The sequence below is a fragment of the Hyphomonas oceanitis genome, from assembly GCF_036964545.1.
Classification (GTDB): Bacteria; Pseudomonadota; Alphaproteobacteria; order Caulobacterales; family Hyphomonadaceae; genus Hyphomonas; species Hyphomonas oceanitis.
Genome location: NZ_JBALTL010000003.1, coordinates 60,246 through 75,724 on the forward strand (window position 1 = coordinate 60,246; position 15,479 = coordinate 75,724).

A 15,479-nucleotide genomic window follows, 5' to 3' on the forward strand; every position below is an offset into this window, starting at 1 on the left:
ATCCACGTCATTCTGCCGCTACGATTCTTAAGTCAGTATCGAGAAGCTCCATGTCTTGCAAAATCTCATGGGCGAGCTGATCGAACCAAGACCTAACTGTTTCGCCCTCCTTGCCCCCGAGCATGTATGCAACGGCGGTTGTGCCGGGCTTGCCAATATAATTTTTGTCAGGGACGAAGGGTTGATATAATTTTGAACCTTGAGGAAGGGCCGACAATATCGAATTGAAATAAGGGATTTCGGCTTGTATTGGCCCATCCAATTTCCAAGTCATATTGCAAACCACACCAAGCACCGAAAACTTCGCGCCAAACTGGACAGCTAGCTGTTTGAGTTGATCAAGTAGCTTTCTGATCGGCTCAGTCGCAAGATGCTCTAGCTTCGCAGGTATCAATACGTGCGAACTCGCAACGAGGGCGTTGATTGAGGCGACGCTCAGCCTTGGTGGAGCGTCCATTATAATCAGATCATATTGAGTAAAGCCGTTTTTTGCCCAGCTCAGAGTTCGCGCAAACTTTGTGGGCAGGTCGGCTGACAAATCATCCGCATGAAGAAGCCATCTTTGGAGCTGATTGTTCTCAACTTCGGTTAACTCATATCCTGCCGTAACGAGGTCGATTGGCAAATCGGGATAGATTGTTTTCGTAGTAAAGTACTCCGCAGATACGCCATGCGGATGCTTCGTCTTTAGCCAGTCTCCCGCGAGATTCATCCTCCCCTCATCGAGACCCGCAGGCTTTAGAAGAGATGTCAGGGAGCCTTGATAGTCGAGGTCAACAACGAGTATTTTGAGTCCGAACTTGAGCGCAAAGCTGCATGCTAGATTGGCAACGAGCGTAGTTTTTCCAACTCCTCCTTTGAAGTTCATCACCGTGAGCACTTTCGGCAAGCTGTCCCGCTGCTTTCTCGTAAGCCTTCTTGTTGCGCGGTAACTCCATATGCTCCCGCCGCCGCGAAAATGGCGCCTCATATCATGGAATCGATATACCGCTGGAACGAACCTAAACAGCGCATCCCACATATTGGCAATTAGCTGACGAGTGCGACTCCACGCTAAACCCAGTATTTGCATGCCTATAAAGCCAGCAAGAATTTGTGCCCAACTAATCTGAACACCAAATATATCAAACATGGCTATCCCACCCCGCTGCGCCACCAGCGGCATGTTAACCAAACATTATATTATCGCTCAAGTAGAAAGAATTTCCTTGGCGCAATCTAGTCGCGCAGCAGCTCGTTGACGCCGGTCTTGGACCGCGTCTGAGCATCAACCGTTTTCACAATCACGGCGCAAGCCAGCGATGGCCCGCCATTCTTGTCGGGCAGCGTTCCCGGGACGACGACCGAATAGGGCGGCACCTTGCCATAGCTGATCTCGCCCGTCTGGCGGTTCACGATCTTGGTCGACTGCGTGATGAAGACGCCCATCGCAATCACCGATCCTTCACCCACAACCACGCCTTCAACCACTTCAGACCGTGCGCCGATGAAGCAATTGTCTTCAATGATGGTCGGATTGGCCTGCAGCGGCTCCAGAACGCCGCCGATACCCGTTCCGGCGGAGATGTGGCAGTTCGCACCGACCTGCGCGCACGAGCCGACTGAGGCCCATGTGTCGATCATTGTGCCTTCGCCGACATGGGCGCCAATGTTCACATAGGACGGCATCAGCACGGCATTCTTCGCGATGAAGGCGCCCCGGCGCACGGCGCACGGCGGCACGGCGCGGAAACCGGCTTCGATAAAGTCCGCCTCACCCCAGCCTTCAAATTTCGACGGCACCTTGTCCCACCATGTGCCTGGGCCGGGGCCGCCGGGAACAATGCCATTGGCGTTCAGGCGGAACGACAGGAGCACGGCCTTCTTCAGCCACTGGTGCACGGTCCAGCTGCCATCCGCTTCCTTGCTTGCAACGCGTGCTTCGCCCTTGTCCAGCAGGTCGATAGCAGCCTCGACAACTTCGCGCACTTCACCGGTTGTTCCGGTGGAAAGCTCATCGCGGCGCTCCCAGGCGCGGTCGATTACGTCAGCAAGGGCGTGGGTCATTTCGGCGAGTCTCCGGTGGGCAGGCTTAGAGTGTTTCAATTGCCGCTTCGAGAAAAGCGGCAAGGTCGCCCGTCACATAGTCGATGTGATCCGGCCCGTCATCCCCAAGAACATCAGAGAGGTTCGCAGGACGCGCCTCGATCGGTTCATGGCTCCAGTCCTTCTCCGAATGGACAAGAACCGTGGTGAAACCGACATCCTTGGCGGGCGCCAGGTTGCGCGCGAGATCCTCGAAGAAGATCGCGCCGTGGGGGTCGACATCATGCAGTTTCAGGAAGGCGGCATAGGAGGCAGGCTTTGGCTTGGGCACATAATCGGAATCCTCGATTCCAAAACTGCCATTGAACAGATGTGAGAGCCCCATCTTGTCGGTCACCTGCTCGGCATGGCCGCGCGAGCCGTTCGTATAGACAAACTTGCGCCCAGGCAGACGCTCCAGCGCGCTTCGCAGGTTCGGCAGGTCTGGCAGGGGGCTCAGGTCTATTTTGTGGACGTGACCCAGAAAGTCAGATGGGTCTATCTTGTGAACTGTCATGAGGCCAGCCAGCGTGGTGCCATACTCCGCATAGTATTGTTTCTGGACCTTGCGTGCTTCTGCCGGTGGCAGCATCAGCAGGCGCGAGACAAAATCTGTCATCCGCGTATCGATCTCGGCAAAAAGATCGCACTCGGCGGGGTAAAGCGTATTATCCAGATCGAACACCCAGTCGCGGACATGCCCGAAACTGCCAAACGGCGTGATATGCACGCCCGCGCGATTATCGGTCATTCTGGCTCGCCTTTGCAAAGTCGCGCTCGAAGAATTCAAATACCAGCTTGCGGTCCACCGGTGGTGGTGCCGCCTGGAACAGCGCCGTGCGATAGGCCGAGGCCTCGCACTCGTCGCGCCCGATGATCGCAAACTTGGACCGGCCAACACAGAACGCATCAGATGCCTTGGCCAGCGTGCGGATCGTGTCGCCATCCTCCATCTCGCCATAGACGTAGTGCTCCTGCCCGCTGAGCGGCCTGTCGAGCACGCGTGAACACCCGCCCGCTTCCAGCATCCACCAGCCCCGACTCTCCCAGCCCTCCGAACCGCGCCGCGCAATCGCGCTCCAGATTCGGTTCTTGGTGCGGTTACAAACGGTAAAGCCTACGCCGCGGCCGCGCTCCTTGGCGACCTGCTCGAGGAAATCGATCAGGTCCGCCTCGGACGTCGTCGCCGGGAGGCCGTTCTTCTTCAGGAATTCCGCAATTGCGGCACGCGTCTTGTGGCCGATATTGCCGTCGATCACGCCGGAGACGACGCCCGCCTCTTCCAGCAGGCGCTGGATGCCCGCCGCGCGGGCTTTCTCGGCATCATAATTGTCGATTTCGGTGAACGGCGTCATCCAGCGCGTGCGCCGGGTGACCTCGACCGCCCGAAAGCCGCGCGCTTCCAGCCCCATGGCCGCACATTCCGGCGGGCTTTCCAGCGAAAAACTGCCCGTCGGGTCAACGCAAAGCTCGGTGTTGCCGCCCCATTCGCGCACGCCGCCGCGATGGGCAGATGAAGTGCGCGCATAGACGAAATGGAATTTCGGCTCCAGCGGGCCGGGCAAAGCCAGCTTGCAGCTGCCGGGCTGAAGCTTGATCCACCCTTCGACCGTGATGCCCTTGGCTTCCGGCCGGCCGATCGCCGCCTCGATAATATAGCTGGTGCGATTGCACAGCGACCAGCCATCATTGCTGTCCTGCGCCGCAGCGACCTGACCGAAGCCTGCCAGCACGGCCATCAGGCTGAGGATTTTAAGAAACGAGCGTACCTGCGCCATGTTCTGTGAATAACTCCAGGAGGAGGGCATGCGGCTCACGCCCATCAAGTATCACAGCCGCCCCGACACCATGATTTACGGAATGCGCGGCAGTTTCAAGCTTGGGAATCATACCGCCTGCAGCTGTGCCGTCCGCGATCAGCCCCGGAATATCCGCCACGGGGATTTCCCGCATCAGTTTCTTGTCCTTGTCGAGCACACCGGCCACATCCGTCAGCAGCAGCAGACGGCTCGCGCCCAGCGCCGCCGCCAGCGCGCCAGCAGCGGTGTCAGCATTGATATTGTAGCGCGCGCCATCGGCGCCAACGCCCACCGGCGCCACGACCGGAATGAGGTTCGCATCGGCCCGCAGCATGGCCAGCAGCACGGTCGTGTCCACCGCGCTCGGCTCGCCGACAAAGCCAAGGTCCAGCACCTGCTCGATATGGCTGTCAGGATCTTTCGACGTCTTCGTTGCCTTTTCGGCGCGGATCAAATTGCCGTCAGAGCCCGACAGGCCAACGGCCTTGCCGCCCGCCTGGTTGATCGCCCGAACGATGGATTTGTTGATTGGCCCTGAGAGGACCATCTCGACGACTTCCATCGTCGCCTCGTCCGTCACCCGCAGGCCGCCTTTGAACTCGGACGTGATACCCAGCTTTTCCAGCAGGTTGCCGATCTGCGGCCCGCCGCCATGCACAACCACCGGATGGATGCCGAGCGCCTTCAGCAGCACGACATCGCGCGCAAACCCGGCAGAAAGCGCCGGATCAACCATGGCATGGCCACCATATTTCACCACGATGGTCTGTCCGGCATAGCGCTGGATATAGGGCAGGGCCTCGGACAGGGTCTTTGCCGTGAACTGGGCCTGGGAAGCGGTATCTGTCATTGCGCGGCGCGCCATCCTTCATCGTGTAACACTTGCGCCAGCCTCATAAGGCGCTTTTCGGCCCGGCGAAACCCTCGCATTCCGCACGCGACATCCGTGCGCCAAGCCGCTAGGCTCCGGCAAAAGACAAAGCAGGCGGGGAAATTCATGATGAAACGCATTCTGGCGGGCGTTGCAGCGCTCATTGTTGTCCTCCTGATCGGTGCCGGAATCTTCCTGTGGGATCCCCTGCCCGCCAACCCGTCCGCCACCGAGCTGTCCGCTGCTGCCGCAAATTATGACGCCGAGGTGATACGCGACGAATTCGGCGTACCGCATGTGCATGGCGCGCGCGACGCGGATGCCGCCTTTGGCCTCGCCTATGCCCATGCCGAGGATGATTACGAGACGATCCAGGAAACCGTTGCCGCCGGGCGTGGCATGCTTGCCCATTATCGCGGCCAGGATGCCGCCCCGGTCGACTATCTCGTTGCCCTGCTGGGTGTCTGGGATACGGTGGCCCTGCGCTACGAGACGGACGTACCGGAAGATGTGAAAGCCATGGCCGAGGCCTATGCGGCCGGACTCAACCTCTATGCCGCGGAAAACCCCAAGGCGACCTGGCGTGGCCTTGCCCCATTCACCGCAGAGGATGTCGTCGCAGGCTTCATTTTCAAGACGCCCTTCTTCTACGGGCTTGATGACACGTTCATGGGGCTCTTCGGAAATGACTATACGCAGACCATTGCGCTCGACCCCGCCGAGGGCCGCAAGGCTTTCCTGATCGGGCCGAAGACCATGGCGGAGCGCGGCTCCAATGGCATCGCTGTCTCAGGCCGCCGTGCGGGCGATGACGTCACACGGCTGATGATCAATTCCCACCAGCCACTGACCGGCCCTGTCGCCTGGTACGAAGCCCAGCTCACCTCCGATGAAGGCCTCGACATCACCGGCGGCCTCTTCCCCGGCACGCCGGTTATCCTGCACGGCTTCACGCCCGATCTCGGCTGGGCCAATACGGTCAGCGCACAGGATCTGGTCGACACCTATGTCCTCACCGTCAACCCGGACAATCCGCACCAGTACAAGCTCGACGGCGAATGGGTGGACTTTACCGAAGCGACCGTCACGCTGCACGTCAAACTGTTCGGTCCCTTTGCGCTCACCGTTAAGCGCCCGGTCAAACGCTCAGCCCAAGGCCCCGTCATCGAAGCCAAGCACGGCACCTATGCCGTGCGCTATGCTGGCATGGGCGAGATCCGCCAGCTCGAGCAATATTACCGGCTCAACAAGGCCGAGGACATGGATGGCTTCATGTCCGCGATGTCGCTCAACGCCCTGCCGAGCATCAATTACATCTATGCCGACAAGGACGCCAACGTCGCCTTCATCCATAACGGGCAATATCCCAATCGCGATAATGCCTGGGACTGGTCAGGCGACATGCCGGGCGACCGGTCGGACCTGATCTGGCAGGGCTACAGGCCATGGGATGCGGTGCCGAAACTGGTCAATCCCGTCTCCGGCCTCGTCTTCAATTCCAATAACACGCCCTATAGTGCCACCGATGGCCCGGACAATCTGAAGCCGGATGACTTTCCCCAGTCCATGGGCCTGCAGACCAACCAGACCAATCGCTCCCTGCGCATGATCGAACTGACCGACGGCAAGAGCCCGATCAACGAGCCGGACCTCCTCGCAATCAAGTTCGACACGACCTATTCCAGTCAGTCAGAGGCGGCAGACCTGATTGCGAAAGTTGTCGCCATCGACTGGAGCCAGGAGCCGGAAATGGCCGAAGCCGCCAAACGCCTCGCCGCCTGGGACCTGAACATGAATGCCGACAGCCGCTATGCCGCGCTCGGCGGCCTCACCGTCCTGCGCGAAATCACGGCGAAGTACACACGAATTCCTGCCCCCAAGCCCGAAACGGCCTTCCGCGAGGCGGTTGAATGGCTGACGGTCCATCACGGTCGGATTGATCCGGAATGGGGCGAAGTCAACCGGCTCGTGCGCGGCAATGTCAGCCTGCCGATCAGCGGCGGGCCGGACACGCTGCGCGCCGTCTATCCTGCAGGCATGCGCGACGATGGCACGCTGCACATGACCGCCGGCGACACATGGATCGCCCTCGTCGAATGGGACAGGCAGGGCCGTCAGACCGCCCGCGTCATCAGCCCCTATGGCAGCGCCATACTGGATGCGGCCTCCCCCCATTATGCCGACCAGGCCCCGCTCTTCGTCGCCCGGGAATGGCGCAAGGCCCACCTCACGCATGAGGACGTCGTGGCGAACGCGACGCGAACCTATCATCCCGGGAAAGATTGATCAGAACAGGAATTCAGAAGCAGCTAGTATAGAAGCCAGCATTGTTCCGCCAATAATTCCGATTAAGGATGTGCTTCTCCAGATCGCGACAGGCGCGCCCTGTTCATCAACCTCCAGAAGTAGCGCATGAACCCGCGTCGCGAAGCTGGAACTGACGCGTGCCACCGCGTGCGCAAATCCCGTCGTGAATATTATTAGCAAGTTCACTGCCGACGGTATCAGGGCGGTGAAGATGAAAAACATTATAAACTGCCTGAAAAATGCCGTGCCGTTCAGGGAACTATTATCCAGCACAATTGAATGCCTCAGCCCGATACTTTCAAAAATAGAAAGGTATACGGCGCTGACATTTGTCATGAAGAACTGGCCTGCAATAGACATTCCAGGCACGATAGCCAAGTTTCCCGTCGTCGTATCTCCTCCAAACAGATTCACTATTTTTATCAGCACCTCGCTTGTTAAAAACACAGCGCCCCCGCCAATAAAAAACAGTGCGCCGCTCATGAGAACGCACGCCACTGCGACCGCACAATCTATCACGGCAAAATACATCAACTCACTCACGTTGACCGCCTTGCTGCATTTTCGAATGCAATACCGCGTGAACCCCATCGAGATGCTGTCAGGAATACTGTTGGAATAGATCGGCGTGTAAACGAGCAGGAAAAGCTGCACAAAAACAAACAGTGCCAAGAGTGTTCCGCCAGGCCCGAACGGCGTCATGCCTATTCCCTCGACAGTCGCCCAAACTGGTGCCAGCATCAGAGTAAAGGGGTAAGTCAGCAAGACCGCGCCCCAAGTGACGTAAACAAAGCGTCGCGGCACAACGCTGAGTTTGAAATACTCTAATCCCGTCCACGCAACATAGGTGAGCGTAAGCGCAACAATGATAACTCCGAAAATGGTGCTAAATGCGGATGCGAGCGGAAACCGAATCCACATTTGAGTTGCCGATTCGGCGTACTGCGAATTGAAGTACATGGCGGGCGTGTAGATAGCTATAAAACCGCCAAGACCAATCAGTATAAAAAATGTTCCTATGCCGATAATTACAGGGGAGCGCAGAGTGAAATTCCAGATCGTGATGACCAACCAGTACATATAAATGAACAGAGCCGACAGAAATAAAACTGCCACAAGGCTTGTTGTCATAAGTGTCTGCTCAAAAGTCGCGAGCAACATGAGTGGGCCAAGAAACAACGACACAACGAGCAGAGGTAGGCGCGCATTATCAAACAGGCGTGGCGCAGACTTTGTCACATTTTTTGTTTGCAACCGTATTCGCTTGATGATGAGCCACACCAGAACAAGGGTGGTAAGGACAGCGCCTAACGCAATGCATGCCCTCACCCATTGGGAGATGCCTTTTACGGTTTCGTTTGGAAGGTAGTACCAGATCGCAAATAGAAATGTCGCGAGAATAGCCGGCAGGATAAACAGGTAGAAGGCAACGATCGTCGCGCTGGCCCTCCAGGCCCGGTCGGTCATGAAATGCCGAAAATGGGTCCCGGTGTCTTTAGGCGGCCCATACACCCGATCCAATAAGTGGGAAATGGTATGCAGCGAACTTTTGATACGTTCAAACCAAGTGGCCTTGGCCACAGCTTCTGCATAGCTAACTATCTGCTCATGGTGCTTAACTCGCGTCGCCTCTAGCGTGTTGAAGCGATAAATTCCTCCAAACAGGCCGCATAGTCCGGCAAACACAAGCGAATAGTTAACTATTTCAAGCATGCATCAGCCCCCACTGACTTGTCATCTTGAGCAACAGATCAGATATTTCCACCTGAAAGAAGAGATGAATAGGTGGAAACTGGACGATGAAAGGAATTCATTCGCGTTGTGTAGCGAGGTCTTCCTATTCGGGCTGCAACATTGCGCGTCTCATCGCCCCTGGTCCTCAAAGATTGAAAAGCCGTTTGGGTTCGTATCTGGCGCCTAGGTGCTGGCTCGCAGTGGTTGCAATAGCGAACTCTTATCCAACCCCAATCCACCCCGGCGTATAATCACGCCGATGCCAGACTACAGCCTCCTCCGCCCCATGCCGGGCTTGCCATGGTACCTGCTCGCCATCTGGCCGCTGATCTATGTCAGGATCCGGCGCCTACAGGCATGGTTCTACGCCAATTGCGGGCCTGAATCCGAGATGCACTGGGCCGTGACGAAACATGGCCGCGTCGACCTGATTCGTCTCTCCGATGACATGAATGAGAATCCGAAACATCCATGGATTCCGATCCCCCTATCCCACGGCTTCAACACAGCCCTGATAGGGGAATCCCAACGCCCCACACATCCGTGTCCCCGGCGCACGCCGGGGCCTCAGGCGATGGCTTCAGAACAAACTGCAAGAGATCCCGGCCTTCGCCGGGAATACGGATATGCTGGACCTATTCCAGACACCTGACCCGGAATCCCAATCTCAAAAACAGGAAACACACCTCCAAGCGCCTTCACAGGCGTCGCTGGCGTTACAGCATCGCAATCTCGGCGCGCAGCTCGGGGATGCCCCAGCCCTTTTCGGACGAGGTCATCATCACAAACGGGTGGGCCGCGCCATGTTTCTTCAGCTTGGTCTCGATATCCGTCACCAGCTTGTCGACTTCGCCCTTGTTGAGCTTGTCCACCTTGGTCAGCAGAATCTGGTAGGTCACCGCTGACCCGTCCAGCATCGCCATGACCTCTTCATCCGTGTCCATCAGGCCGCGGCGGGCATCAACCAGCAGGAACACCCGGCGCAGGCTTGGCCGCCCGCGCAGGTAAGACCGCGTCAGCTTCATCCAGGCTTCGGCCTGCGTGCGGCTGACCTTGGCATAACCAAAGCCCGGCAGGTCGACGAGATAGAGCTGGTCTTCGCCGACGGTGAAATAGTTGAGTTCGCGCGTCCGGCCGGGCTCGGCCGAAGAGCGGGCCAGCTTGTTACGGCCGGTCAGCGCGTTGATCAGGCTCGACTTGCCGACATTGGAGCGACCCGCAAAGCAGACTTCCGTGCGGTCAGCCGGTGGCAGGCCTTTAAGGTCGACCACGCCCATGACGAATTCGACAGGGCCAGCGAACAGGAGCCGCCCGGTTTCGATCTGGTCTTCACTCGGGACGGGGCGGGAATCCATGGCTCAACCCGCCGGTTTCTTCTCGCGGCCAAGCCAGCGCGAGATTGTCTTGCCGAGCTCGGTATCGACCCCGTTGCGGCGCATGATGAAATACTGCTGCGCAAATGACAGCGTGTTGCTCCACACCCAGTAGAGGACGAGGCCGGCCGCAAAGCTGCCGAACACGAACATGAACACGATCGGCATCGCCTGGATAACCATTTTCTGTGTCTTGTCCGTCGGCGCAGGATTGAGGCTCTGCAGCATTGCCATCGTCGCCCCGTAAAGCAGCGGCAGGATACCGATGCCGATAATCATGCCGATCACCGGGATCGCCTTGATGTCGGATGCCGCCCAGGGCAGCAGGCCGAACAGGTTGCCAATGGCCGTCGGGTCGGGCGCCGAAAGGTCCTTCAGGAACAGGAACGGCGTGTGGCGCATTTCCAGCGTCACATAGAGCGTCTTGTAGAGCGCGTAAAAGATCGGGATCGTCACAACGAGCGGTAGGCAGCCGCCGATCGGGTTGGCGCCTTCCTGCTTGTAGAGCTTCATGATCTCCTGCTGCTTGCGCTGCGGATCGGCGGCAAAGCGCTCGCTGATCTCCTTCATCGGGTCCTGCAGCTTCTTCATCTTGGCCATGGACTTGTAGCTCTGGTTGAACAGCGGCACGAGCGGCAGCTTCACGAGCACCGTGAAGGCCAGGATCGCCCAGCCGAACGAGCCGAGCACGCCCGCCAGATATTCCAGCACATAGAAGAACGGCTTGGTCAGGAAGAACGCCCAGCCCCAGTCGATGGCATCGACCATGCGCGGGATGCCTTCCTTGTTCTGATAGTCCTGCAGAACCTGGAAGCGCTTGGCGCCGGCAAAGATGCGGTTCTGGACGGTCTGGCTGGCGCCCGGCGCCAGCGTGATCGCGTCGCTTTCGGTGCGCACTTCCAGCGGGCCGCCGGTGGCGATCGCCTTTTTGTTGAGGCTCGCATCGAACGCGCGGTCCTGCTGGGGCACAAGCGCGCCCATCCAGTATTTGTCTGTGAGGCCCCACCAGCCGCCTTCGCTGGACGGGAAGGTGCCTTCGGCGGTCTCGCCGTCGATCTTCTTCAGTTCCAGCAGCGGCTTGTATTTCTTCATCCGCAATTCGCCATCCACCACACCCATCAGGCCCTGGTGGGCAAGACCGCTGGCCGTGGCCGAACCGGGATCTGTGACTTCAAGGAAGTCCTTATAGGCGCCGTGGCGCTCGACCGAGCCGATGGCGCGGATAATGCGTTCGCCGGAGCCTGTGTTTGTCAGGGTGTCCTCGAAAGAGAACATATAGTCCTTGTCGACCGAAATCGTCCGCTCGATCGTCAGGCCGTCCGTTTCAAGCCGCAGCGTGATTGGCGTCGCCGGGGTCAGCTCACGACCGCCAACCTGTACCCAGGCCGAGTTACGACCGGCGACCAGCGCCTTGCCATCCGCCCAGTAATAGGTGGCAAAATAGCCATACTCAGCCGATTCCGGACGGAACAGGCGCACTTCCTGGGTCTTCTCGACCGTCAAATAGTGCTTGCGCAGGCTGAGATCGTCGATGCGCGAACCGGCGAGGCGGATCGATCCGTCGACCGAATCGGCCTCGAACTTCACGCGGCCAGGGCCGGAAATGGCTTCCTCGACCGTCTTGGTCGCGGCGATAGCCGGCACATTGCTCAGCTCGCTGGCGGTCACGCCCGGCGTTTCCTCGGCCTTGATCGCGGCCTGCTGGGCCTCAAAGCGCTTCTGGGCCGGCTCCATGAAGACCTTCTGGTACCCGAAAACGAAGGCCACCATCAGTGCCATCGCGATCAGGAAATTGCGCTGATCTTGCTTTTCCATGGAATTTTGCCCCGGAGGTTTATGGGCGCCAACTCGCAGATCGAGGCGGCACGGTCAATCAGCGGCGAGGCTTATCAGCGCGCTTTCCATATCGTCAAGCAAACGCGTCCAGCCAATGTCAGCGGTCGCATCCCGCGCAATGAAGACATAGTCGGTTCCAGGCTTGCCAAACCGGGGCAGAAGAAGACGCGCGGCCTCACGCAAACGGCGCTTTGCGCGGTTGCGGACAACCGAATTGCCGACCTTCTTTGTCGCCGTGAACCCTTCACCCATATGCGTGCCGGGGGTCTCGCCGGTCCGCTGTCTCGCCTGTACCACAACGGATTTGCGCCGTTCGGCCTTGCCGCTGCGCACAAACAGGAATTGAGGCCGCTTCGCCAGGCGAACGACCTCAATCGGAATGTCTTGATTGTCCTGCGGCATGGGCAGCTCCCGGCCTTTCAGGCAGCGGGAAGGTCATGTCTCGCCTAGGCGGACAGTTCCTTGCGGCCTTTTGCCCGACGGCGTGCCAGAACCTTGCGACCGTTTTTGGTGGCCATGCGAAGGCGGAAACCATGGGTACGCTTGCGGCGCAGGTTGCTCGGCTGGAATGTACGTTTCATGGGTCTGCTCTAAGGCTGATGTGTCTCGGAAAGAGGGGCCAATACAGGCCACAGGCGGCAAGGTCAAGGCAGGCGGGCAGTATCCGGGGTAATTTCTGCGCATCGGACGTGGCGCATCTAACCCTTCCGCGCCCTAGAGCAGCAACTCATTATCCGCTTCTTCCGCCGGTGTCTCGTCATGCATGGCAAACGCGATACCAAAAGACAGGATACCGACCCGGCCGGCGGTCATCAGGATGATTATGATGAGCTTCCCGAGAACGGACAGATCACCCGTCAATCCCATACTTATACCGACAGTGCCCAGCGCCGAAATGCACTCGAAAACCATGACTTCGAAGGCCGCGCCCGGCTCGGTCAGCGACAGAAGGAACATGGCGAGTGTCAGCAGGATCATGAAATAGAAGAATGTCGCCCCCGCCGCCTGCAACCGTGAGGCAGCGATACGTCGCTTGAAAAGCCTGACATGGGCACGCTGCTTGAGCGTCGAGCGAACCAGCCCGACCATGGCGGCAAAGGACGTGGTCTTTATGCCGCCGCCGGTTCCCGAAGGCGATGCCCCAATCGCCATCAGGAAGAACATCACGAGCAGGGTCGCATGGCTGAGCGCGCCGATCGGCACCGTGTTGAAGCCAACGGTGGTAGATGCAGACATGGTCTGGAAGAAAGCCGCAAGCAGTCGGTCGAGGGGGTCCAATGCCGCAATACTCGGTTCGGCGACAAATAGAATGATCGTCCCGATGAGCAGAAAGGCGGCCGTCATGCGAATGATCAGCTTGCTGGTGAAACCGAGATACACAGATCGCCCCGTCAGGTTGCGCCAGATGTCCCAGATGATCAGGAACCCCATCGCGCCGAACAGACTGAGCGCCGAAATCACGAAGTTCAGCCCGGGATGGCCCGCAAGGCCCTCGAAACTGTTGCTGTTGAGGCTGAAGCCGGCTGTGCAAAAGGCAGACACAGAATGAAAGATCGCGCTCCAGACGGGGTTGCTGATCCCTTCCGATGCAAAGATCGCATAAAGCGCGATCGCCCCCACCAGTTCGCAAATCAGCGTGAAAAGAATGACCGTGCGGACAAACTGGGCCGGACTCGATCCATTCGGCAGTGAAAAGGCTGCCATCGTCACGCGTTCACGTATCGGGGTCAGGCGCTCATGGGTCGCGAGCATCGCAAACGATCCAATCGTCATGTAGCCGACGCCGCCTGCCTGAATCAGCAGGAGAAGAACAATCTGGCCCCAAATATTGTAGGTGCTGCCCGGATCAACCGTGACCAGACCTGTTGTCGAGACAGCAGATACTGCGGTGAACAGGTTATCTATCTGCCTCACCGGCACATTCTGCATGAAGGGCAGGGACAGCAAGGCCCAGCCGATCAGCATGTAGAAGACATATCCGAAGACGAGCAGCTTGGCCGGATTGATGCGAAGCAACATCGCGCGGGCACCTTTGTGTGTCTCAAGAAGGGAGCGGCGGAAGACGTCCAGGACACGAGCCTCTGGCATGAGAGCACCTTTGAAGTTGCGCACCACAACGTGAAGAGACGCCGCAAAGTTCCATCTGCACAGCGTCATATCAGCATGCCAGCCATGCACGTAACGTGTACCCGGCTCTTTACACGGCCAGCCGGCTTGGCTCACACTCGCCACGGGCGGGCAGCAAGAATCAAGGGATATTCATGCGTTTCCTGCGCTCTGCCATCCTATGCCTCAGTGCCGCGCTCGCCGTATCGGCCGCTCTGGCCCAGGCCATCGACTATGACCGTCTGGACCAGCGCCTGACGCGCCTTGCCGCCGATGATGAGATCGTCGGGCTTTCAGTTGCCGTGATCGAGAATGGCGAGATCCGTTTCGCCAAAGGCTATGGCTTTACCGAGATCGGCGGCGCCCCCGTCACCGACACGACCGTGTTCCGCTGGGCCTCGCTCTCCAAGGGCGTGGCCGCCAGCCAGGTCGCGATCCTTGCCGAACAAGCCAGACTGAACCTCACTGACACAGTGTCCAAGTTCAAGACATCGCTGCGCCTGCCGGGCGGCGGCGAAACGCGCGCAACGCTGGAAGATGTCCTCTCCCATCGGCTCGGCATTGTCTCAAATGCCTATGACACGACGCTGGAAGACGGCCGTGACCCGGTCGAGATCCGTGAAAGCCTGCGCGGCCTTAAGAATATCTGCGCCATCGGCGAATGTCATAGCTACCAGAATGTTGCCTTCGATACCGTTTCGGAAATCGTCGAGCAGGTGACCCATTCTTCCTATGCCGACACGGTGGAGGCCTCGATCTTCCGGCCCCTCGGCATGGTGACGGCCAGTATCGGCCGGGCTGGCCTGCAAGGTTCGGACTCCTGGGCAAGACCTTATGCGAAACGCTCAAAGGAGGCAGGTCCCCCGCTCGAGAAGATCGTGAATGACGATTATTACCGCGTGCCCGCCGCTGGCGGCGTGAATGGCTCTGTCCGAGACCTTGCTCTCTATGCCCGCGCGCAGATGGGCCTCGTGCCCGACGTCCTCAGCGATACGGCCCTCACCATGCTTCAAACGCCGCGCATCTATACCAGCCGCGAACAATCGGGCCTCACAAGGCGCTACAAGGGCCATATGAAGGATGCCCGCTATGCCCTTGGCTGGCGCGTCTACAAATATGGCGAGACCGGCAACCGCGTCGTCGGCCATCGCGGCGCCGTGGAGGGCTACCGCTCCATGATCCTGTTTGATCCGGAACGTGACACAGGCATCGTGGCGCTCTGGAACTCCAGCTCCCGCAAGCCTGTCGGGATCGAGTTCGAAGTCATGGACATGGCCTATAACCTGCCCGCGCAGGACTGGATGGAAATCGACACGGAATCAGCTGGCGGCAGCAAATAGCTCTCCTATCGCGATCACGGGGCTTTGATCGCAGGCCAATCAAGCGTTA

The 15,479-nt window shown here is 58.8% G+C and carries 13 protein-coding genes; 2 read left to right on the forward strand and 11 right to left on the reverse strand.

All coding sequences use genetic code 11. The features are described 5' to 3' along the window. Nucleotides 1-7 precede the first annotated feature (7 nt). From V7651_RS09415 to argB, 5 genes are all read right to left on the reverse strand, one after another. On the reverse strand, nucleotides 8-1,132 hold the full coding sequence (locus V7651_RS09415) for a ParA family protein (protein ID WP_335613034.1): 1,125 nt from the start codon (nucleotides 1,130-1,132) through the stop codon (nucleotides 8-10). Between the two features lie 86 nt (nucleotides 1,133-1,218). Next, nucleotides 1,219-2,046, reverse strand: a complete 828-nt coding sequence (dapD, locus tag V7651_RS09420) for a 2,3,4,5-tetrahydropyridine-2,6-dicarboxylate N-succinyltransferase (RefSeq protein ID WP_035536371.1) — start codon at nucleotides 2,044-2,046, stop codon at nucleotides 1,219-1,221. Between the two features lie 25 nt (nucleotides 2,047-2,071). Then, nucleotides 2,072-2,815 (reverse strand): pyrimidine 5'-nucleotidase, encoded by a 744-nt coding sequence (locus V7651_RS09425; RefSeq protein ID WP_051624545.1) that lies wholly within the window; start codon nucleotides 2,813-2,815, stop codon nucleotides 2,072-2,074. Then, complete coding sequence (locus tag V7651_RS09430; protein WP_335613035.1) at nucleotides 2,805-3,842, reverse strand: DUF1036 domain-containing protein; 1,038 nt, start codon at nucleotides 3,840-3,842, stop codon at nucleotides 2,805-2,807. Before V7651_RS09430 ends, V7651_RS09425 begins: the two co-directional genes overlap by 11 nt. Beyond that, nucleotides 3,817-4,713 (reverse strand): acetylglutamate kinase, encoded by an 897-nt coding sequence (gene argB, locus V7651_RS09435; protein ID WP_335613036.1) that lies wholly within the window; start codon nucleotides 4,711-4,713, stop codon nucleotides 3,817-3,819. Before argB ends, V7651_RS09430 begins: the two co-directional genes overlap by 26 nt. Nucleotides 4,714-4,860: 147 nt before the next feature. On the opposite strand from argB, the gene V7651_RS09440 reads away from it, so the two are divergent. Then, entirely contained in the window at nucleotides 4,861-7,020 is a 2,160-nt protein-coding gene (locus tag V7651_RS09440; protein ID WP_335613037.1) for a penicillin acylase family protein, read from the forward strand. On the opposite strand, the gene V7651_RS09445 is transcribed toward V7651_RS09440, so the two are convergent. The 6 genes from V7651_RS09445 to V7651_RS09470 form a co-directional block, all read right to left on the reverse strand. Beyond that, nucleotides 7,021-8,754 (reverse strand): hypothetical protein, encoded by a 1,734-nt coding sequence (locus V7651_RS09445; RefSeq protein WP_335613038.1) that lies wholly within the window; start codon nucleotides 8,752-8,754, stop codon nucleotides 7,021-7,023. A gap of 737 nt (nucleotides 8,755-9,491) precedes the next feature. Next, the gene (gene yihA, locus V7651_RS09450) at nucleotides 9,492-10,130 is read right to left on the reverse strand and encodes a ribosome biogenesis GTP-binding protein YihA/YsxC (RefSeq protein ID WP_035536377.1); all 639 of its coding nucleotides are present in this window, start codon (nucleotides 10,128-10,130) and stop codon (nucleotides 9,492-9,494) included. Between the two features lie 3 nt (nucleotides 10,131-10,133). Then, complete coding sequence (gene yidC / locus V7651_RS09455) at nucleotides 10,134-11,963, reverse strand: membrane protein insertase YidC (RefSeq protein WP_335613039.1); 1,830 nt, start codon at nucleotides 11,961-11,963, stop codon at nucleotides 10,134-10,136. Between the two features lie 54 nt (nucleotides 11,964-12,017). Next, nucleotides 12,018-12,386 (reverse strand): ribonuclease P protein component, encoded by a 369-nt coding sequence (gene rnpA, locus V7651_RS09460; protein WP_035536379.1) that lies wholly within the window; start codon nucleotides 12,384-12,386, stop codon nucleotides 12,018-12,020. 44 nt (nucleotides 12,387-12,430) lie between these two features. Then, a complete protein-coding gene (gene rpmH, locus V7651_RS09465) occupies nucleotides 12,431-12,565 on the reverse strand; it encodes a 50S ribosomal protein L34 (protein ID WP_034738102.1) in 135 nt (44 codons plus the stop codon). A gap of 133 nt (nucleotides 12,566-12,698) precedes the next feature. Further along, nucleotides 12,699-14,072, reverse strand: a complete 1,374-nt coding sequence (locus V7651_RS09470; protein ID WP_335613040.1) for a TrkH family potassium uptake protein — start codon at nucleotides 14,070-14,072, stop codon at nucleotides 12,699-12,701. Nucleotides 14,073-14,245: 173 nt separating this feature from the next. On the opposite strand from V7651_RS09470, the gene V7651_RS09475 reads away from it, so the two are divergent. Then, a complete protein-coding gene (locus V7651_RS09475) occupies nucleotides 14,246-15,430 on the forward strand; it encodes a serine hydrolase domain-containing protein (RefSeq protein WP_335613041.1) in 1,185 nt (394 codons plus the stop codon). Nucleotides 15,431-15,479 lie beyond the last annotated feature (49 nt).

Bases quoted from the DNA above. Each gene is read 5' to 3' on its own strand.
- V7651_RS09415 (WP_335613034.1), bottom strand. From the start codon at position 1,132: ATGTTTGATATATTTGGTGTTCAGATTAGTTGGGCACAAATTCTTGCT.
- dapD (WP_035536371.1), bottom strand. From the start codon at position 2,046: ATGACCCACGCCCTTGCTGACGTAATCGACCGCGCCTGGGAGCGCCGC.
- V7651_RS09425 (WP_051624545.1), bottom strand. From the start codon at position 2,815: ATGACCGATAATCGCGCGGGCGTGCATATCACGCCGTTTGGCAGTTTC.
- V7651_RS09430 (WP_335613035.1), bottom strand. From the start codon at position 3,842: ATGGCGCAGGTACGCTCGTTTCTTAAAATCCTCAGCCTGATGGCCGTG.
- argB (WP_335613036.1), bottom strand. From the start codon at position 4,713: ATGACAGATACCGCTTCCCAGGCCCAGTTCACGGCAAAGACCCTGTCC.
- V7651_RS09440 (WP_335613037.1), top strand. From the start codon at position 4,861: ATGATGAAACGCATTCTGGCGGGCGTTGCAGCGCTCATTGTTGTCCTC.
- V7651_RS09445 (WP_335613038.1), bottom strand. From the start codon at position 8,754: ATGCTTGAAATAGTTAACTATTCGCTTGTGTTTGCCGGACTATGCGGC.
- yihA (WP_035536377.1), bottom strand. From the start codon at position 10,130: ATGGATTCCCGCCCCGTCCCGAGTGAAGACCAGATCGAAACCGGGCGG.
- yidC (WP_335613039.1), bottom strand. From the start codon at position 11,963: ATGGAAAAGCAAGATCAGCGCAATTTCCTGATCGCGATGGCACTGATG.
- rnpA (WP_035536379.1), bottom strand. From the start codon at position 12,386: ATGCCGCAGGACAATCAAGACATTCCGATTGAGGTCGTTCGCCTGGCG.
- rpmH (WP_034738102.1), bottom strand. From the start codon at position 12,565: ATGAAACGTACATTCCAGCCGAGCAACCTGCGCCGCAAGCGTACCCAT.
- V7651_RS09470 (WP_335613040.1), bottom strand. From the start codon at position 14,072: ATGCCAGAGGCTCGTGTCCTGGACGTCTTCCGCCGCTCCCTTCTTGAG.
- V7651_RS09475 (WP_335613041.1), top strand. From the start codon at position 14,246: ATGCGTTTCCTGCGCTCTGCCATCCTATGCCTCAGTGCCGCGCTCGCC.